Genomic DNA, 18,152 nt, shown 5'->3' on the forward strand with positions numbered 1-18,152 from the left:
GCCCCCTTTGGTCAGTTCATCATGTTTCTGCTGTTGGTATTTGTGGCGTCATTCACAGCGTTTTTCATGTCATTACCTACATTTTCCACGCCGTTTTTCACGTCATTTGCCATATTTTCCACACCGTTTTTCACATCTTTGGCAAAAGAGCCTGTATCGGTGCTTTTGGGTGTACCGTAAGAAGTCCGGTCTAAGTCCACCCCTGTATTGACGCCATAGCTTTCATCCCAATAGACATTGCTGCCATAGACATCATCCCGATAATCGTCTGTGGCACCCAGATTGTTTGCGGTATTGCCGCCGCAGCCGGTGACGCCCAGCATCACTGCCGCTGTAGCAGCACAAATTGCCATTCGTTTCATATCATATGCCTCCTTTTTGCCTTCGCAGACTGACTGCATGGTTATTGTCTGCCGAAAAAGCGGAAAAATCCTTGCTTTTTGCTGGAACAAAGGGCAAAATTTGGCAGTTCTGCTCATAGCAACGGCGAAAAAAAGCTGTTACAATAAGGTTTATGTTTTGGGAAAAACAGTTGGGAGTTTTTCCCTGTATAAAGAAGGAGGTCATTTCTGATGTTATTTGAAGAAAGAAAAAGCGGCGTTCTGCTGCACCCCACTTCTTTGCCGTCTGTTTACGGCATCGGGGATTTCGGGGCGGAGGCGCGCCGTTTTGTAGATACTTTAGAGGAAGCGGGACAAAGCTTGTGGCAGATTTTGCCTTTGGTGCCCATCGGCTACGGCAATTCCCCTTACCAGAGCACATCGGCTTTCGCCGGGAACATCCTGCTCATCAGTCCCGACGAACTGGTGGAAATGGGGCTTTTGACAGCGGAAGATCTGGGAGAAATCCCTTCTTTTGACAAGGAACGGGTAGACTACGACGCCGTAAAAGCATACAAACTGCCCCTGCTCCACAAGGCTTATGAAACATTCTGCGCAAAAGCGGACGAAGATATGCAGGCGGACTTTGCCGCTTTCTGTGAAAAACAGGACATGTGGCTGGCGGATTTCGCCCTGTTCACCGCTTTGCAGGCACATTTCCGTGCGGAACGTGCCAAAGGCATTGACGAAGAAGAATATCTCACCTTTGCCGTGGATACCATTGATTTTCTCACAGAAGAACAGCAGAAAGATTATTTCGAATCTGCCTGCTGGAACACATGGCCCCGCACCCTGCGCAAGCGCAACGCTGCCAGCCTGAAAAAATGGACACGTCTGCTGGCAGATGCCATTGAAGAAGAAAAATTCTATCAGTATCTGTTCTTCACCCAGTGGCAGGCATTGAAGGCTTATGCCAACGAAAAAGGCATCTCCATCATGGGTGACACACCCATTTTCATGGCGTATGACAGCGCAGACGTATGGGCAAACCAGAAACTGTTCCAGCTGGACTCCATGGGATTCCCCACTGTTGTGGCAGGGGTACCGCCCGATTATTTCTGCGCCGAAGGTCAGCTCTGGGGCAACCCTCTCTATGACTGGAAAGCCCACAAGAAAACAGGCTACCTCTGGTGGACAGAACGCATCCACAAAGCACTGGAAGATGTGGACTATCTGCGCATCGACCACTTCCGGGCTTTTGAAAGCCATTGGGAAGTGAAATTCGGTGCGGAAAACGCCATTGTGGGGGAATGGAAAAAAGGTCCCGGCATGGATTTCTTCAAGACTATCGAAAAAACACTGGGCAAACTGCCTCTCATCGCCGAAGACTTGGGCATCATCACCGATGAAGTCCGCGCGCTCAGAGAAGAAGCAGGATTCCCCGGCATGCGTGTATTGCAGTTTGCTTTTGGCAATGATAAAAACAACGCTTACCTGCCTCACAGCTGTGACAAAAACAGCGTCATGTACTCCGGCACCCACGACAACGACACCACACGGGGCTGGTACGAAACTGCCACAGAAGCAGAAAAAGATCATTACCGCCGTTATCTGAACGTAGACGGCAGAGATGTGGCTTGGGACTTCATCCGCATGGCTTTTGCTTCTCCCGCCGTATTTGCCATTGTGCCTGTGCAGGACGTGCTGAATCTGGACGGCAGCCATCGCATGAACCGTCCCGGTATTGCCGGCGGCAACTGGGGCTTCCGCTTTGATTGGAACCAGTGGGAGGAAGGCTATACCCACGGTTTGCGGTATCTGGCAGAACTGTTCGGCAGATGTGCGGAAAGAGAAAACAGCGACTTTTAATGACATAGTCGTCAAAGGCTCATTTCATTCAAGCCTTTGACGAGTAAACAGAAGTATAAAGCCATTGGGTCAAGCACTTTGCTCTGCAAAGTCAGCTTCGCTGCCCCCGTTTTCTTCGGGGTGCAGAGTTCCATCAGCAAAAGCCTTGAAACTTTGACTTTTCCCCATGGGATTCCAGTTGGGGAACCCACACCGTAAGAGATGCGGACAGCCATTTATGGCTGGCATTTGGGGAGCAAATGTGTTGAACCCTTTGTTCCCCAACCCCTTCCGCGTTCTTGAAAAAGTATAAAACTTCGTTTTTCTACAGTCTGCGGCATTTCTTTGGGGAAATGCCTTTGCTTTTTCCCCATTTTGTGCTAAAGTAAAATGCGGATAGATATGTTTTTTGACATATATAAAAGGAGGAACAACATCTATGTGCGGCATTTGCGGCTTTACAGGACGTCTTTTGACTTCCGAAGAAATACTGGAAAACATGATGAACAAAATCATCCACCGCGGTCCTGACAGCGGCGGCAAACATATTGACGACGGCGTTTCCATGGGCTTCCGCCGTTTGAGCATCATCGACCTGGAGGGCGGCACCCAGCCCATCTACAACGAAAACAGGGATATGGTCATCACATTCAACGGGGAAATCTACAACCATCAGGAACTCCGTGAAGACCTTATCGCAAAGGGTCATGTCATGGGCAGCCATGCGGACACAGAAGTCCTGCTCCACGGCTACGAAGAATACGGCGAAGACCTGCTGCCTAAACTGCGCGGCATGTTCGCTTTCGTTATCTGGGACAGCAAGACAAAGACACTTTTTGGCGCAAGAGACTTTTTCGGCATCAAGCCTTTTTACTATTCCATCCAGAACGGAAACCTGGTTTACGGCTCCGAAATCAAGAGCATTCTGGAATACCCCGGTTTCAAACGGGAAGTAAACAAAGAAGCACTGGAAAACTATCTCACATTCCAGTACAGTGTCCTGCCGGAAACATTCTTCAAAGGCGTATTCAAACTGCCTCCTGCTCACTGTTTCACTTTTAAGGACGGCAAAATGGACATCAAACGCTATTGGAAACCCGTTTTCGAACCCGACCACAGCAAATCTCTGGAACAGTTCGTGGACGACATCGACAACGCCATGCAGGATTCCATCAAAAAGCATAAAATCAGCGACGTGGAAGTAGGTTCTTTCCTTTCCAGCGGCGTAGACAGTTCTTATGTGGCTGCGTCTTTCCACGGTGACAAAACATTCACCGTTGGTTTCGACTACGAAAAATACAACGAAATCGACTATGCAAAAGCATTGTCTGAAAAAATCCATATCGACAACTACAACAAACTGATTTCCAAAGACGAATACTGGGACGTAATCGGCAAGGTGCAGTACCACATGGACGAGCCTCTGGCAGACCCTTCCGCTATTGCTCTGTACTTTGTCAGCCAGACAGCGGCAAAACACGTGAAAGTTTCCCTTTCCGGCGAAGGTGCTGACGAATTTTTCGGCGGTTACAACATTTACCGGGAACCTCACGACCTGCTGCCTCTGACCAGACTGCCTCGTCCCGTACGGAAAGCCATGGGCGCTGTAGCGAAAAAACTGCCCAAGGTAAAAGGCAGAAACTACTTGATTCGCGGCAGCAAGGACTTGCAGGAACGCTTCATCGGCAACGCTTTCATGTTCCAGGAAGAAGAACGTGAAAAAATCCTGAAAGCTCCTACAGGGAAATATCACCACACCGAACTGACACGTCCTTACTACGACAAAGTGAAAGATCAGGACGATGTGACAAAGATGCAGTATATCGACATCCATTTCTGGCTCATCGGCGATATCCTGCTGAAAGCGGACAAAATGAGTATGGCACACTCTCTGGAAGTGCGTGTACCTTTCCTGGACAGAAAAGTATTCGACATTGCCAGAACCGTGCCCACAGAATACAAAGTCAACAAAGAAAACACAAAATTTGCTATGCGTCAGGCGGCGCACCGTTATCTGCCCGACATGGTTGCGGAGAAGAAAAAACTGGGCTTCCCCGTACCCATCCGTATCTGGCTGAAAGAAGACGCTTATTACAACCGTGTGAAAGCTGCTTTTGAAAGCCCTGCGGCAAAAGAATTCTTCAACACTGCGGAAATCATCAAATATCTGGATGAACACCGTGCAGGCAAGGCAGACAACAGCCGTAAGATCTGGACAATCTATATGTTCTTAGTATGGCACCAGCAGTTCTTTGAACAGGCTGCATAACAGAAAGCAAAAACAGCTGAAATCCTTACATACAAAGGGTTCCAGCTGTTTTTTTTTATTGTAATTTCCGCCGTTCCCCATTACAGCAGAAAAATCAATTCTGTGACGATTTTCTGGATTTTCGGCTCCAATTGCAGGAATCGCTCCAAAAAAGGATTGGTCATGGCTTTGTATTTCACACCTTCCCTGCCCAAAAGTGCGTCTGTGGACACCCCCAAAATATCCGCCAGACGGCACAAATCCGACAAAGAAGGCTCATTCCTGCCGGATTCATAATTGGCAATGGCTGTATGGCTGTAATGCAGTTCCTTAGCCAGTGCTTGCTGGGTCATGCCGCAAATCTTGCGGTATTTCCGTAAATTCTGTGCAAATATGGTTTTCATGTGCTTGCCCCTTTCACCCTTTTTATTATATTTTTTACCATATTTATTATTATATCATAATATAAGTTATTTTTAATACAATAAAAAGCCATGCCTACGTCCATTATACTAACAAAAAAGAAAGGTTAGGATGGACAATGCAAAAAGATTATGCAGAAAACTACAAAAAACTGGGACTGAAAATTGCTTATTTCCGAAAACTCAAAGGGCTGACACAAGAACAGCTGGCAGAAATACTGGACGTGGACACCAGTTTCATCGGGCAGATCGAAGCCCCTAACATTTATAAGCCAATCACACTGACAACATTATTCCGCATTGCGGATGCGCTGGAAATGGCACCGGGAGAACTTTTGGATTTTTAAAGGAGCAGATTTTGATGGAAAACGATTTTACAGAAGAATATAGAATCATTGGTCTAAAAATCGCTTATTATCGCAAACTGAAAGGGCTGACCCAAGAGGAACTAGCAGAGAAAATCCATGTTGCAACCAACTTTATTGGTATGATTGAAGCGCCCAATATCTACAAACCCATTTCCCTCTACACGTTATTCCGCATTGCCAACGCTTTAGATGTTCCACCACACAAATTTCTGGAATTTGACTGATTTTTTCACATAAAAAAGACATGCTCTCATGATTTTGAGAACATGTCATTTTTCTTTTCTTTTTTCCGCATTTTTCGCAAGTTGGGACTTTTTGGGACTTAGAACCCTTTACCCTTAGGGCGTAACCAAAAATCAAAGAGAAAGGAGAGAACACAAATGGCAACATTCACAGAGCATTATGACCTCATCAAGCCCGGCACCGACGACTATTACGACGTGGCGGACTTCAACGAGAACATGGATGCCATCGACACCCAGCTGTATCAAGCGGAGCAGGACATGGCAGGGGTCAGCGAAAAAATCGGCAATCCCGGCGACGAAGGAGAGGACACCCTTTTCGGACTCCTGAACCCGGGCAACCAACCGGAGGAAAAGGCGGATTTCTACCGTTATTCCAAAACGGAAATCAAAAAACAGATCCAGAACTGGAAGCCCAACCTTTCCGGCTCTACCACATTTTATGGAAAACTTACCACTTTTCGCGCAGAAAAGAACGGTACAGTCTATGTAAAATGGACCTCTTCAGACACAGCAAACGGCGAATTTTTCATCTATCACAAAGCGCCTCTTTCCATCCTGGAAGCGCCGGATCAAAGTGAGCTTGGAAGTTCCATACCAAAAGGGCTCCAGCAGGAAGATTTTTGCTATTACCATATCAACTACGTCTATACCCCCAATAAAGGAAACCCTACTACTTTTGAATGGGTATTCCCTGTTATAGCCGGGATAGATTATACCTTCATGTGGTATGCATCTTCTGCTTCTTCACTGTATCTCAATGAATTTTCACTGGGCTACACCGACACCAAAGAAGCATAAACGAAAGGAGAGAATAAACATGTTAGTCAATTTTGACAAAACCGGACGCGTCATCTGGTACAACCTCTATGTAAGCAAAGAAGCGGCAGAAAGCTGTCTTTCAGACAACACCATCTGGCTGGATACTGCCCTGCCCCCTTTTCCCGAGCCAAAGGAAGGCTTTGTGGTCTATCTAAAGCTGAACGAAGAACAGCAGCTCATTTATGACTATGAACCACAGCCGGAACCCGTTTACACAGACCTGCAAATCATCATGCAGGGGCTGGCGGACTTGGAACTGGCAATCCTGGAAGGAGGCATGTGAGATGTACGAAATCCTGAAGAAAAAATACAAACTGGGTTATGTCCGCAAAGACCAGCTCCAGCGTTATCTGGCACTGGGCAAGCTGACAGAGGAAGAATATCAGGACATCATCCAGTTCTGACAAAAACAAAACCGGAATTTCCACACAACTGGAATTTCCGGTTTTTTATATTTCCATTTCTTTTGGTTTGTCGTAGGTGGTTTTCAGCGCCACATTAAACACTGCACCCATGAGCATAGCAATCAAACTCCAGTCCATCCACACCAACAAGGCGATGATGACCCCGATGGAGCCATAAATGATGGAATACCGTCCCATATGGTCTACATAGTAGGAAAATATCAGGGAAAAGAGCATCCACACACCCATGGAGAGGATGGCCCCCGGCAGGATATACCGCACTTTCTGTATTTTAGAGGGCGAAAAGAAATACACCGCCGATAACATGAACAGCAGCGCTGCCGCCATAGGTACAAAACGCATACGGCTCCATCCAGTGATGAATTCCGCAGAAATGGGGATATATTCCCCTACAAATCCCAGCACCCTTTCCCCCAGCAGCAAAAGCAGCAGCATGGCAGGAATGAGCACAATGGTCAAGGCTGTCAAAATGGCAGTGCGGATGGAATGGCTGCCGGATTTTTCTTCGCCGTAAATATCGTTGATGGCTTCCATGAGATTAGAAACTGCCCGGAGAGGGAACCACACAGAGAACACCAACCCGAATGTCAGCAAAGCATTGTTGCTGCTCTTTGTGATATGCCCAATGGCAAGATTCAGAAACGCCACCACATCCTCTGGCAGAAAACGGGTAATCTGTCCATCCAATGTCAATGTAGGCAGGTGCAGAAGCCCCAGCAGGGATGTGACAAAAATAAAAAACGGAAACATGGCAAACAAGAGGTAGTATGTCATGGCAGCGGCGTTGCGCCCCACCTTATTGTCAAAATACCCCTGTATGGTCAGCAGAATCACTTTCTGCCAGCCTTTTCGTTTTTTGATCTGTCCATGTAAATCAAGTTCCATGTTCGTCCTCTTTTCGCTTTTGGATGGCGTAGGTCAAAGGCAGCAGGCATTTTTCCGGCAATATCCGCTGCATGAGTCTTGTGGCGTAGGTACCGCCGTCAGGCAGTATCACCGTTTTTCCGGCAAATACGCCTTTCAGTCCTGCCGCTGCCGCTTTCTTGGGCGAAATACCCTTCACAGCAGACTTGGCGTTGGCGTTGCGGTTAAAGTCCGTATCCACAGGTCCGGGACAAAGAGCAGACACCCTTACCCGGCTGCCTTCCTGCCGCAGTTCTTCTGCCACTGCCTGTGTCAGCCGCAGCACATAATTCTTCCCGGCGTAGTATGACGCCATAAGGGGTCCTGCTATAAACCCAGCCGACGACGCCACATTCAAAATATATCCATAATCCCGGCGGACAAAATCCTGCAAAAACAGCTTTGTAAGGATATGTACCGCCCGGACGTTGAGATTCAGCATATCCAGTTCTTTTTCCAGCGGGATTTCGGCAAACTGCCCCACGGCTCCCATGCCTGCGTTATTGATGACAAGATCAATAGGCATATCTTTCACGGTTTCGTATAAATGATAACAGTCCGCTTCTTTTGTCAAGTCCACCGTGACGATGTCCACATGGGTAGGCAGTAATTTCTGTAATTTCCGCATTTTTGCCGTATTCCGGCTGGCTAAAATCAGGTCAAAGCCCCTCTGGCTCAAAAGCAGGGCAAAAGCCTTGCCAATGCCGCTGGTGGCTCCGGTGATGAGGGCACGCATAGCCCCGCCTCCTTTAGGATTTTCTTTTCATTATACCCGGAAAACAGGGGTTTTTCAATGCGGGAGAAATCGCAAAAAGGTACAAAAAAAGAGCCGGAGCCCCATCGTAAGGATTCCGGCAATTCTTTTTTAAATCAATATTTGTTACTGTGCGTCTTCCAACAGGTTTACCACCAGTCCGCTGACATCGGCTTCTTTTGTGAGCACGCCAACTTCATACATCCAGTCAGCGTTTTCCTGCCATACGGATACTTCCTGATGCAGGAAAGGCGCGGATTCTGTTTCCATATCGGGCAGCAGGATTTCCATGCTCTGTCTTTCTACGTTTTCAGACAGAGGGAAGTTTGCTTCGTTCTGGTTGTCCAGCAGAATCTGCAGCACTTCGTCAGGGTTGTTCTTCATGTCTTCAAAGCCTTTCTGGCAAGCGCGCAGGAAGCCCTGATATTTTTCGGGATTTTCCGCTACAGCGTCTTTGTTTGCCAAAAATACCAGTTCATAGCCCTGAGGTACGCCAAAGTCTGTGGGATAGAAGTAATTTACTTCAAAGCCCTGTTCTTCCATCTGCGGCACTTCGTGGTTGACCATGTTACCGATGGTAGCGTCTACCTGACCGGTTGTCAGTGCAGACATCAGGTCGAAACCAACGTCGATGCATTCGCAGTCGTCAGCAGTCAGACCTGCATTCTGCAGCATTGCCTGAATCTGTGCTTCAGACAGGACAGTACCTGCATAGCCGATCTTCTTACCAGCCAGATCTTTTGCTTCTGTGATGCCGCTGTCTTTCAGGGAAATGACAACGTTCATGGATTTCTGTGTCACCGCACCGATGGAAACGATGGGCACATTTTCCTCACAGGAAGTCATGATGGCATCCTGCATGTAGTACACGCCGGCATCCGCTTTGCCAGCAGCAGGCAGGGAAATGCCGTCATTGGTGTTGGCAGGGAACTGGATCACCAGATTCAGACCTTCTTCTGCAAAGTAGCCTTTTTCAATGGCATCATACAGGAAGGCGTGTACCGCATTGGGGTACCAGTCCAGCACAATGGAAAAATCCTCCAGCTGGGCTTCGTCGCCAGTGGTTTCGGCTGTGGTGTCTGCGGATTCTCCACTTCCGCAGGCTGTCATGCCAAATACCATGGCTGCTGCCATGAGCACTGCAAACAATTTCTTTTTCATCACTTAGATCTCCTTTCTCCATTTGATAAAACGATATTCCAAGACGGTAATGATCCCAACGGCAAGCATAGCCGTTATGGACAACAGCACCACAGGCGCGAAAACGCCTGCGCCGTCCAACTGTGTCATCATACGTTTGCTGAAGTAGCCCAGACCTTCCTGTGCCCCCAGCCATTCGGCAATGGCAGCCCCGATGACGCTGAGGGGGATGGCCATTTTGATGGCAGAGAAAAAGTTGGGCAGAGCCGTAGGCAGTTTCAGCTTCCAGAAAATATCGGCTTTTGTGGCGCCGTAAGTCTGCAATAATTCTTCCATTTCCCGTTTGGTGGCTTTGAAGCCGTCAAAGACCGTAATGGCAATGGGGAAAAAGGTGATCAAAATGGTTACCAGCACCTTGCTCCAGATGGAATAGCCAAACCAGAGGATGAACAAAGGCGCGATGGCTGTGGTAGGGATGGTCTGGGATGCCACGATAACGGGATACAGTGCCCGTTCCACTTTTTCATTGGCATCCATGGCAACTGCCAGCAAAATCCCCAGCACAATGGAAATCAAAAGCCCAATGGCTGTGACCTTCATGGTTGCAGGCAGATGCACCAAAAACAGGGGTTCCCGAAGCTCCCACAGCCGCACACAAATCTGTGTGGGTGACGGCAGGATATAAGCCGCGTCAATAATCATAGCGATGCCCTGCCACAGCAGCAGCAGAACCACAGCCAGAATCACAGAAGGCAGATGTTTTTTCATGGATTCATCACGCTCCTTCTGAGTTTTTCAATGAGGGTTTCTTTCAGTTCCACAATATCAGGACGTTTCAAATCCTCACGATTGCGTGGATAAGACAGGGGCACTTCCACCCGTTCCATCTGGGAGAAAGGTCTGTCCTGAATGATAAAAATGGTTTTGGAAAGGAAAATAGCTTCCTCTACGTCGTGGGTGATGAACAATATGGTCTTATGGTAATGCTCCCACTGATGCAGCAGCCATTCCTGCATATCCACACGGGTCAGATAGTCCAATGCGCTGAAAGGCTCGTCCAACAGCAGCATATCCGCGCCGGACAGCAATGTACGGGCAAAGGCTACCCTCTGCTTCATACCGCCGGACAGGTCTTTGGGATACTTTTTGGCGTATTCAGACAGTCCCACCTGTTCCAGCACTTCTTTGCAGCATTTTTCCTGTTCCGCCTTGGGAACTTTCGCCAGTTCCATAGGCAGGCAGATATTCTTTTCAATGGTGCGCCAAGGGAAAAGCAGGTCTTTCTGAGGCATAAAAGCACTGTAGTTTTTCAGTTCCTGCACCGGGCGGCCATCCACCAGTATCCGACCCTGCTGTAACTTTTCCAGACCGTTGATAAGGCGGAAAATGGTGCTTTTGCCGCAGCCGCTGGCGCCGATGATGGACACAAATTCCCTGTCCTCCACCTGAAAATTCAAATTCCGCATCATGTCGAAGTCGTCTTCGGCATAACGGAAGGATACATTTTCAAATTGCAGCATAACTTCTTTCGCTCTCCTTCTTTACATCTCCATGGCATAAGCCATATCCCAGAACAGTTTTTCATAGCGGCTGCATTTTACGAAAATATCAGTCAGATATGCTTCCTGTTCGGGAGTGATGTTTTCGCCCAGAGCGTCTACGCAGTCAATGATTTCTTTGGTGCTGTCCGCATATTCCTTGCTGCTGTAGCCCTGTACCCATTCGCCGTAAAGAGGATGTTCCACAGCGCCGGGCACCTTCACATGGTGTTCCCCAATGACCTGATAGCTCCATGCGCAAGCCAGCACTGCCATGAGGATTTCCAGCGGGCCGCCTTTGTTTGCCACATCCAGCATATAGGAGGTATAGGACTGGTTTGTCAGAGCGGAAGGGGTCTTTGCCACTTCTTCTTCGGTGATACCCAGTCTTGCCATGTAAGTCTTATGTACGTTCATTTCCCCGTCCAGTACGTCATGCACCATACCGGCAAAGCGGCGCATCAGTTCCGGGTCTTCTGTCTTGATAACGCCGAAAGCGAACACTTTGGCATATTGCAGCAGATAACGGTAATCCTGAATCATGTAAAAACGGAATTTTTCCACATCCAGTGTGCCTTCTGCCAGTTCTTTTACGAAAGGCTGGTCTAAATAACCCATCCAGATATCTTCCACACTTTTATAAAGACGTTCTGTCAATTTCATGTCCATGTTCCTCCTTTTTTCCACAAAAAAAATTCTTTCCCTCTTAGAAGGAAAGAATCTTATAATTTCCATATCATCTTGTATTGCTTCCCTCCGATGGTACTAACCACATCAAGTTCAAAGGGTTGGAATCTGCATTCCTCTCAGCCGCTCAGCGTCGGCACCCCCAGCTTTGTATTCATTTTCTTTATTATAGTACAAAAGAAAAGCAATGTAAATGACTTTTTTGTATACACCATCCCTTTTTTCACACTTTCGCACAAAAAAAATAGTTCGCAGGCGAAATAATTTTACAGAAAATTCCCTTTACATTTTGCAAAAAAAGAATACACTTAGTATGACAACAACGAAATTTACAATGTTTGGAGGTAAAAGGTAATGGACGACGATACCAAGCTGCTGAATCTGGCACTGGACGCCGGTGAGATCATGCTGACATCTGGCGCGGAAACATACCGCGTACAGGATACCATGCTGCGTATTCTTTCCGTCAGCGGACGAAAACACGTAGAAGCCCTGGCGCTGTCTACCATGCTCATTGTGAGCCTGCCCCGTGAAGAAAAGGGGCCCCTTTCCATGGCAAGAGGGGTGAGTGACCGCTCCGTTAATTTTGAGAAAATCTGTGCCGTCAACAACATGAGCCGCTCTTTTGTCGCTGGGAAAATCACCTTGGAAGAAGCCACACAAAAAGTGCTGGAAATCCACTACGCCCCGTCTTTTGCGCCATGGCAGCGGATTTTGGGCTATGCCCTCACGTCCGGCGGTCTGACCATGGTATACAACGGCACCTTCTGGGACGGCGTCGCCGCCTTTATCATCGGCACCCTTCTGGGCATTATGACATATATCATGAGCAAACGAAAAACATCTTACTTTTTCAGTTCCTTCACCGGCGGTCTGCTGACAGGGTTACTGGCCTGCCTGTTCCATTTGATTCTGCCTTTCACCCAGATCGATATGATGATCGTCGGCAGCATCATGCCCATACTGCCGGGCATTACCCTGACAAAAGGTATCCGTGACCTTTTGGAGGGCAACTTCATCAGCGGCAATGCCAAACTGATGGAAGCCTTCCTCATTGCCTGTGCCATCGCCGCCGGCGTCGCTATGGCTTTGAGTATCTTCCCCAATTTTTAAGATGTGCAGGAGGTTATTATGACAGACATCACATTGAAAATGATTGTATTTCAGGCAGCCTTTTCCTTTGTAGGCAGTTGGGGCTATTCCATCATCTGCAACGCCCCCAGAAGGGAACTGCTTTACAGCGGCATCAATGGCTTTTTGTCCTGGTTTGTATATATGCTTGTCTTTTCCTATACGGAAAGCGCCACAACGGCTACCCTCATTGCTACCATGGCAATCACTGCCACAGCGCGGTTCCTTTCCTACCATAGACAGGAACCTTCCATCCTGTACCAGATTCCCGGCGTACTGTCACTGGTGCCTGGTGCCGCCGTTTACAACACCATGCAGGCTGCCATCAAAGGCAATATCCTTTCCACTTATTCCAATGCTCTGACAGGGTTCAAACTCTCCGGCGCCATTGCCATCGGTTCCCTGATCATTCTGGTATTGCCTTACAAAGCCTTTGAAATCTTCCCTCGTTTCGGGAAAAAGAAACAAAATAATTGATCGTATCAAAAAACCGGAAGCCCCTAAAGCAACTTCCCCTTAAGAAAACATTGATTTTCCTTTTCCTTGATTTCTTAAGGGGAATTGCGACGGCTGTCTTCATAAGAAAACATAACAAATAAAATCTTAATAAAATAAGAAAGCCAAAATCCTTTGTTATGATAAGGATTTTGGCTTTCTTTGTTTTCTTATGAAGATGCCCCTAAGAGCTTCCGGTTTTTATCGTTGATGAGAAATCTATTACAGTGCCATGGATTCCTGAGGAGCTGTGAAGGAATCGATTGTTACACTGCCGCCTTCCAGATAAAAGACTTCCATTTTGCCGTCGTCTTCACTGTACATGCTGCGCAGGTCGGGATTCTGTTCCAGCATAGCCACTTTTGCTTCCCGGCTGTTATCCCAAATCACATTGCCGTTGATGCGAATCCATGTGCCGTCGGGATGCATAGCGCATACTTCTGCCAGAGGGTTTTCTTTCAGCTGGCGATATACTTTTTTGGTATTTGCAGTCATAAAATATACGTGATTCTGGTACAGAGCCACAGCGCCGAAGGGACGTACACGGGGCTGGTTGCGCTCACATGTTGCCAGATAAAAAACTTTACATTCTCTCAAATATTCTACAGGATTTTTCATACTTCTACCGCCTTTCTTCTTTTTCTACGTTTACTATTTTATTATCTTCTGTTATGATAGAAAATACAAGTACGATTTTTTTCTATACCTAGTATAGGAAAAGATACTAAGGAGGCATCCTCATGGAACCAGAAAAACAAATCCCCTGTCCCTTTGTCACTGCCCAGAAACTGCTGGCAGGCAAATGGAGCATCCTCATCCTGCACCTGCTCCACGGACGAACCCTGCGGTTCGGGCAATTACAGAAGCAAATGCCCAAAATGACCCACGCCACATTATCCAAACAGCTGAAATTGCTGGAAGCCAGCGGTCTTATTGTCCGCACAGAATACCCCGGTGTGCCGCCAAAAGTGGAATACAGCGTCAGCCAAATTGGCGAGGCTTTTTATCCCGTACTGGATAGTCTGGAAGCCTTCGGCAACGCCTATACCCAGTGGCAAAAACAGCAGGCAGACGAGGAAAAACCGGAAACTCTATAATGCAAATTCCAGTCAAAATAAAAAGCTGAAATCCCTATGATACAAAGGATTTCAGCTTTTTTGCTTTCTTATAATTCCCTTCTGCCTTCCAGCGCCCGGGAAAGGGTCACTTCGTCCACATATTCCAAATCGCCGCCCACAGGCACGCCGTTGGCAATACGTGTCACCTTGACCCCCATGGGTTTCAGCAGACGGCTGATATACATGGCCGTTGCTTCCCCTTCCACATTGGGGTTGGTTGCCAAAATAACTTCTTTCACATTCTCGTCCATGCGCTTCACCAGTTCCGCAATGCGGATGTCATTGGGTCCTACGCCTGTCATGGGAGAAATGGCGCCGTGGAGTACATGATATACCCCGTGGAATTCTCTGGTGCGCTCATAAGCTGCCATATCTCTGGGGTCTTCCACCACCATGATGGTGCCGTGATCCCGGTTGGGATTGGCACAGACGGGACAAGGGTCCTCGTCTGTGAGATTACAGCAGACAGAACAGTAATGTACCTGCTGTTTCGCCTCCAGAATGGCACCCGCAAGGGCTGCCACTTTTTCCTCAGGCATATGGATGATATGAAAAGCCAGACGCTGGGCTGACTTGCCGCCGATGCCCGGCAGACCTGCCAGCTGCTCAATGAGTCTGGTAATGGGATTTCCGTAGTAATTCATGGTATCCCTCTTTTTCTTAGAACATGCCGCCCATGCCCATGCCGCCTGTCAGTTTGCCCATGGCATTGTTGTACATTTCGTCTGCCTGACGGATGGCTTCGTTCACTGCGGACAGGATCAGGTCTTCCAGCATTTCCACATCATCGGGATCTACTACATCAGGGTTGATTTTCAGTTCTTTGATTTCTTTTTTGCCGGAGATGACAACTTTCACAGCACCGCCGCCGCTGGTCATTTCCAGTGTTTTTTCGTTGAGTTCTTCCTGCATGGCAGCCATCTGTTTCTGCATTTTCTGCGCCTGTTTCACCAGGTTGTTCATATTCATGCCGCCCATGCCGGGGAATCCGCCTCTTGCCATATTTCATAACCTCCTAAAAGTTTTGATTTTTACCATATCGTTTCTATTTTATATAAAAAGTGCCGGAACTGCAAGTGTTTTTAGGGTTCCATATCCGCTTCGGGGAAATATCCGCTCATGATGCTTGCCCATTCGGGGTCGTTTTCATCAGAAGCCGCTTCCTCCTCCGCGCCGTAATTGGCTTCCCGCCACTGGTCGTAAGCGGCTTTTTCCAATGTTTGCAGCTGGAAAGTCTTGCCTGTCGCTTTTTCCAGTTCCTCAGTAATCTGGGGCAGATATTTCTGTACCATATCCGCCAATGCGCCATATTCGCAGACCAGATACACATTATCATCCTCTTTGAAGCCAATTTCCACACGGGAAAGCTTGCTTTTCAGAATGGGGTCGCCGATTTCATTGCGGAGCAAAGGCCATTCTTTCTGGAGATTTTCCTTATCCTCCGGCAGCGCAGGTGGTTTCCGCTTTGCCTTGGGCTTTTCTTTTTTCACAGCACCGTCAGAAACCTGTTCTGTCACGGTAACAGTGACACCTTCTGCCACTTTCCGCTCCAATCCTGCCAGTCTTGCCGCCAAGGCAGTCAAATCCGTATCTGCCCATGTGGAGCAAAGGCGCAGGATTTCCACTTCCAGCAAAATACGCTCATTGGAAGCGTATTTCATGTCGTTCTGCAAACCGGAAAAACGCCCAATCCAGTAAGTCAGTTCCGCAGGAGAAAGTCCTTTCGCCTGCTGCTGCAAACGAGCGGCGTTTTCCGCGGACAAGTCCAGAATACGGGCATTGTCGGGCACCGTGGATGTGACCAGCAAATTCCGCAGATGCACCAAAAGCTCCGTCACAAACTGCTTCACGTCACGGCCTGCCAGCAGCATTTCCTCCACCAGTTCCATGGCTTTGGCGGCGTCTTTCTGCTTCAAAGCTTCTGTCATGTCAAAGAATACCGTCTTGTCAACGGCACCCACCACATCCTGTACTTTTTCCAGTGTCACTTCCTCGCCGCTGTAAAAAGCAAGGCACTGATCCAGAATACTCAGGGAATCACGGAGAGAGCCGTCTGCCAGCTGTGCCACATAGCGCAGAGCATCCTCCGTGGCTGTCAGCCCTTCCTCTGTCATATATTTCATCAACGTATGGGCAATATCATCGGCAGTGATGCGACGGAAGTCGAACCGCTGACAACGGGAAAGGATGGTTGCAGGTACTTTCTGGGGGTCTGTGGTTGCCAGAATGAAGATAACGTGTGCAGGGGGTTCCTCCAATGTTTTCAGCAATGCATTAAAAGCACTGTTGGACAACATATGCACTTCGTCGATGATATAGACCTTGAAGGTGCCTTCTGTGGGGGGATATTTCACTTCTTCCCGAATTTCACGGATGTTGTCGACGCTGTTGTTGGAAGCGGCGTCGATTTCCATGACGTTGACGCTGCGCCCAGCCAGAATATCCTGACAGACTTTACATTCGTTGCAGGGTTCCCCATCTTCTGTAGGATGCAGACAGTTGATGGCACGGGCAAAAATTTTCGCTGTGGATGTTTTGCCGGTGCCTCTGGTGCCGCAGAACAGATAGGCATGGGACACACGCCCTGTTTTCATCTGATTTTTCAGTGTTTTCACAATATGATCCTGCCCCACCACGCCGGCAAAGACATTGGGGCGGAATTTTCTGTATAACGCCGTGTAAGACATGGCGATTCCTCCTTCATAACGCCTGAAAAACAGGCGGAAATGTCCCAAAGGGACAGATACAGTATAGCATAGGGCAGGGGAAATGAAAAGGCGGGGAGACAGACAAAAATCCCCTTGACAACACCCTCTCACCCATTATGATAAAAAGAAATAGGTGGTGATAATATGCAGCAGAAAAAAGAACTCAATATCCAAATGGGCAGCCGCATTCGCAAAGCTCGTTTACAAGCAGGTCTGACCCAAGAGGCTTTCGCCGAACTTTTGCATCTTGGACCCAAGCATATTTCTGCCATGGAGCGAGGCATCGTAGGGCTTTCCATGGAAACCCTCCAAAATAGCTGTCAGGTGCTGCATGTTTCCGCAGACACCCTTCTTTTTGGGGATATAAAAAATCTCCGGCAGATGCCCTCAGCGACTTGGGCGGCTTTCTCCCGAAGAATTTGCCCAAGTGGAAGAAATCGTCAATAAAATACTGGAAATTTTTGCAAAAAAAATAAATGTTTTGGGAGGTACTCATGGAATATCGAATCAATGATCAGCGTTTGACTGCCGCTGCTTTCATTTCCTTTGCAAACCAGATCTGGCAGGGTGACTATGACCTAGAAAAAACTGCCGCAGCCTTATCCAAAACCCAGAACATCACCGCTTATGATGGTGATAAACTGGTTGGCTGTCTGCGGATTCTTTCAGACGGTTATTTTTTTGGAACCATTACAGAACTTCTGGTTTTACCGGACTATCAGAAACAAGGCATTGGCAGCAAACTGTTGCAGCGTGCCAGAGAAAACGCACCTTCTCTGCTGTATTTTGGTGCACAGCCGGGGCTGGAATCTTTTTATGAAAAAAATGGCTGTCAGAAAAGCCTGCAATCTTATATAATCAAAACCACCCGTTGAACGGGTGGTTTGATCAGACCCTATAAGGGTCTATCTCTTGTGGTAGCCCCCTAAAGGGGGCATTGAATAGTCTGGCAACCACACTTTTAACTCTGGCTGCCCCCTACT

At 47.9% G+C, this 18,152-nt stretch carries 24 protein-coding genes and 1 riboswitch; of the genes, 12 read left to right on the forward strand and 12 right to left on the reverse strand.

Annotation, left to right across the window (positions count from 1 at the left end; genetic code table 11):
* Positions 1-11 precede the first annotated feature (11 nt).
* On the reverse strand, positions 12-362 hold the full coding sequence (locus INF29_RS05450) for a hypothetical protein (RefSeq protein ID WP_193485133.1): 351 nt from the start codon (positions 360-362) through the stop codon (positions 12-14).
* Between the two features lie 210 nt (positions 363-572).
* Here INF29_RS05450 and malQ point away from each other — a divergent pair, with 210 nt between their 5' ends.
* Positions 573-2,189 (forward strand): 4-alpha-glucanotransferase, encoded by a 1,617-nt coding sequence (gene malQ / locus INF29_RS05455; protein WP_193485136.1) that lies wholly within the window; start codon positions 573-575, stop codon positions 2,187-2,189.
* Positions 2,190-2,607: 418 nt separating this feature from the next.
* Positions 2,608-4,437, forward strand: a complete 1,830-nt coding sequence (asnB, locus tag INF29_RS05460; RefSeq protein ID WP_193485138.1) for an asparagine synthase (glutamine-hydrolyzing) — start codon at positions 2,608-2,610, stop codon at positions 4,435-4,437.
* Positions 4,438-4,517: 80 nt separating this feature from the next.
* Here asnB and INF29_RS05465 read toward each other — a convergent pair whose 3' ends face one another.
* Positions 4,518-4,820 carry a helix-turn-helix domain-containing protein gene (locus tag INF29_RS05465; RefSeq protein ID WP_087988372.1) on the reverse strand — a complete coding sequence of 101 codons (303 nt, stop codon included), beginning with the start codon at positions 4,818-4,820 and terminating at the stop codon, positions 4,518-4,520.
* Between the two features lie 137 nt (positions 4,821-4,957).
* Here INF29_RS05465 and INF29_RS05470 point away from each other — a divergent pair, with 137 nt between their 5' ends.
* The 5 genes from INF29_RS05470 to INF29_RS05490 all read left to right on the forward strand — a co-directional run bounded on the left by INF29_RS05470 (position 4,958) and on the right by INF29_RS05490 (position 6,674).
* Positions 4,958-5,185, forward strand: a complete 228-nt coding sequence (locus INF29_RS05470; RefSeq protein ID WP_022255023.1) for a helix-turn-helix domain-containing protein — start codon at positions 4,958-4,960, stop codon at positions 5,183-5,185.
* Between the two features lie 14 nt (positions 5,186-5,199).
* The gene (locus INF29_RS05475; RefSeq protein ID WP_072852746.1) at positions 5,200-5,430 is read left to right on the forward strand and encodes a helix-turn-helix domain-containing protein; all 231 of its coding nucleotides are present in this window, start codon (positions 5,200-5,202) and stop codon (positions 5,428-5,430) included.
* 156 nt (positions 5,431-5,586) lie between these two features.
* Positions 5,587-6,249: a hypothetical protein gene (locus INF29_RS05480; RefSeq protein WP_193485140.1), complete on the forward strand. Its 663-nt coding sequence runs from the start codon at positions 5,587-5,589 to the stop codon at positions 6,247-6,249.
* 19 nt (positions 6,250-6,268) lie between these two features.
* Positions 6,269-6,553, forward strand: a complete 285-nt coding sequence (locus tag INF29_RS05485; protein ID WP_193485141.1) for a hypothetical protein — start codon at positions 6,269-6,271, stop codon at positions 6,551-6,553.
* Between the two features lies 1 nt (position 6,554).
* A complete protein-coding gene (locus tag INF29_RS05490; protein WP_193485143.1) occupies positions 6,555-6,674 on the forward strand; it encodes an XkdX family protein in 120 nt (39 codons plus the stop codon).
* 45 nt (positions 6,675-6,719) lie between these two features.
* On the opposite strand, the gene INF29_RS05495 is transcribed toward INF29_RS05490, so the two are convergent.
* The 6 genes from INF29_RS05495 to tenA all read right to left on the reverse strand — a co-directional run bounded on the left by INF29_RS05495 (position 6,720) and on the right by tenA (position 11,693).
* Positions 6,720-7,580: a YihY/virulence factor BrkB family protein gene (locus INF29_RS05495; RefSeq protein WP_193485145.1), complete on the reverse strand. Its 861-nt coding sequence runs from the start codon at positions 7,578-7,580 to the stop codon at positions 6,720-6,722.
* Positions 7,570-8,334: an SDR family NAD(P)-dependent oxidoreductase gene (locus INF29_RS05500; RefSeq protein ID WP_193485147.1), complete on the reverse strand. Its 765-nt coding sequence runs from the start codon at positions 8,332-8,334 to the stop codon at positions 7,570-7,572. Before INF29_RS05500 ends, INF29_RS05495 begins: the two co-directional genes overlap by 11 nt.
* Positions 8,335-8,478: 144 nt before the next feature.
* Complete coding sequence (locus tag INF29_RS05505; RefSeq protein ID WP_191344756.1) at positions 8,479-9,513, reverse strand: ABC transporter substrate-binding protein; 1,035 nt, start codon at positions 9,511-9,513, stop codon at positions 8,479-8,481.
* Between the two features lie 3 nt (positions 9,514-9,516).
* Entirely contained in the window at positions 9,517-10,260 is a 744-nt protein-coding gene (locus tag INF29_RS05510) for an ABC transporter permease (protein WP_072851716.1), read from the reverse strand.
* Complete coding sequence (locus INF29_RS05515; RefSeq protein WP_087988364.1) at positions 10,257-11,012, reverse strand: ABC transporter ATP-binding protein; 756 nt, start codon at positions 11,010-11,012, stop codon at positions 10,257-10,259. Before INF29_RS05515 ends, INF29_RS05510 begins: the two co-directional genes overlap by 4 nt.
* 21 nt (positions 11,013-11,033) lie before the next feature.
* Positions 11,034-11,693 carry a thiaminase II gene (gene tenA, locus INF29_RS05520; RefSeq protein WP_072851712.1) on the reverse strand — a complete coding sequence of 220 codons (660 nt, stop codon included), beginning with the start codon at positions 11,691-11,693 and terminating at the stop codon, positions 11,034-11,036.
* A gap of 71 nt (positions 11,694-11,764) precedes the next feature.
* Positions 11,765-11,871: riboswitch (TPP riboswitch) on the reverse strand.
* A gap of 200 nt (positions 11,872-12,071) precedes the next feature.
* Here tenA and INF29_RS05525 point away from each other — a divergent pair.
* The gene (locus tag INF29_RS05525) at positions 12,072-12,830 is read left to right on the forward strand and encodes a threonine/serine exporter family protein (RefSeq protein WP_193485149.1); all 759 of its coding nucleotides are present in this window, start codon (positions 12,072-12,074) and stop codon (positions 12,828-12,830) included.
* A gap of 18 nt (positions 12,831-12,848) precedes the next feature.
* The gene (locus INF29_RS05530; RefSeq protein WP_072851708.1) at positions 12,849-13,325 is read left to right on the forward strand and encodes a threonine/serine exporter family protein; all 477 of its coding nucleotides are present in this window, start codon (positions 12,849-12,851) and stop codon (positions 13,323-13,325) included.
* Positions 13,326-13,565: 240 nt separating this feature from the next.
* Here the strand turns inward: INF29_RS05530 and INF29_RS05535 are convergent, their stop codons facing one another.
* A complete protein-coding gene (locus tag INF29_RS05535) occupies positions 13,566-13,961 on the reverse strand; it encodes a pyridoxamine 5'-phosphate oxidase family protein (RefSeq protein ID WP_072851706.1) in 396 nt (131 codons plus the stop codon).
* 122 nt (positions 13,962-14,083) lie between these two features.
* Here INF29_RS05535 and INF29_RS05540 point away from each other — a divergent pair, with 122 nt between their 5' ends.
* The gene (locus INF29_RS05540) at positions 14,084-14,440 is read left to right on the forward strand and encodes a winged helix-turn-helix transcriptional regulator (RefSeq protein ID WP_191344753.1); all 357 of its coding nucleotides are present in this window, start codon (positions 14,084-14,086) and stop codon (positions 14,438-14,440) included.
* A 68-nt stretch (positions 14,441-14,508) separates the two neighbouring features.
* Here INF29_RS05540 and recR read toward each other — a convergent pair whose 3' ends face one another.
* The 3 genes from recR to dnaX all read right to left on the reverse strand — a co-directional run bounded on the left by recR (position 14,509) and on the right by dnaX (position 17,148).
* The gene (gene recR / locus INF29_RS05545; protein WP_022365379.1) at positions 14,509-15,105 is read right to left on the reverse strand and encodes a recombination mediator RecR; all 597 of its coding nucleotides are present in this window, start codon (positions 15,103-15,105) and stop codon (positions 14,509-14,511) included.
* Positions 15,106-15,121: 16 nt separating this feature from the next.
* The gene (locus tag INF29_RS05550) at positions 15,122-15,463 is read right to left on the reverse strand and encodes a YbaB/EbfC family nucleoid-associated protein (RefSeq protein ID WP_022255680.1); all 342 of its coding nucleotides are present in this window, start codon (positions 15,461-15,463) and stop codon (positions 15,122-15,124) included.
* Positions 15,464-15,543: 80 nt separating this feature from the next.
* The gene (dnaX, locus tag INF29_RS05555) at positions 15,544-17,148 is read right to left on the reverse strand and encodes a DNA polymerase III subunit gamma/tau (RefSeq protein WP_193485152.1); all 1,605 of its coding nucleotides are present in this window, start codon (positions 17,146-17,148) and stop codon (positions 15,544-15,546) included.
* Between the two features lie 165 nt (positions 17,149-17,313).
* Between dnaX and INF29_RS05560 the strand changes: the two genes are divergently transcribed.
* Together INF29_RS05560 and INF29_RS05565 are read left to right on the forward strand one after the other, a co-directional pair.
* Complete coding sequence (locus INF29_RS05560; RefSeq protein ID WP_193485154.1) at positions 17,314-17,616, forward strand: helix-turn-helix domain-containing protein; 303 nt, start codon at positions 17,314-17,316, stop codon at positions 17,614-17,616.
* Positions 17,617-17,663: 47 nt separating this feature from the next.
* Positions 17,664-18,044, forward strand: a complete 381-nt coding sequence (locus tag INF29_RS05565; RefSeq protein ID WP_193485156.1) for a GNAT family N-acetyltransferase — start codon at positions 17,664-17,666, stop codon at positions 18,042-18,044.
* The last annotated feature ends 108 nt before the right edge of the window (positions 18,045-18,152 follow it).

The organism is Anaerotignum lactatifermentans (assembly GCF_014982935.1).
Taxonomy (GTDB): domain Bacteria; phylum Bacillota; class Clostridia; order Lachnospirales; family Anaerotignaceae; genus Anaerotignum; species Anaerotignum lactatifermentans.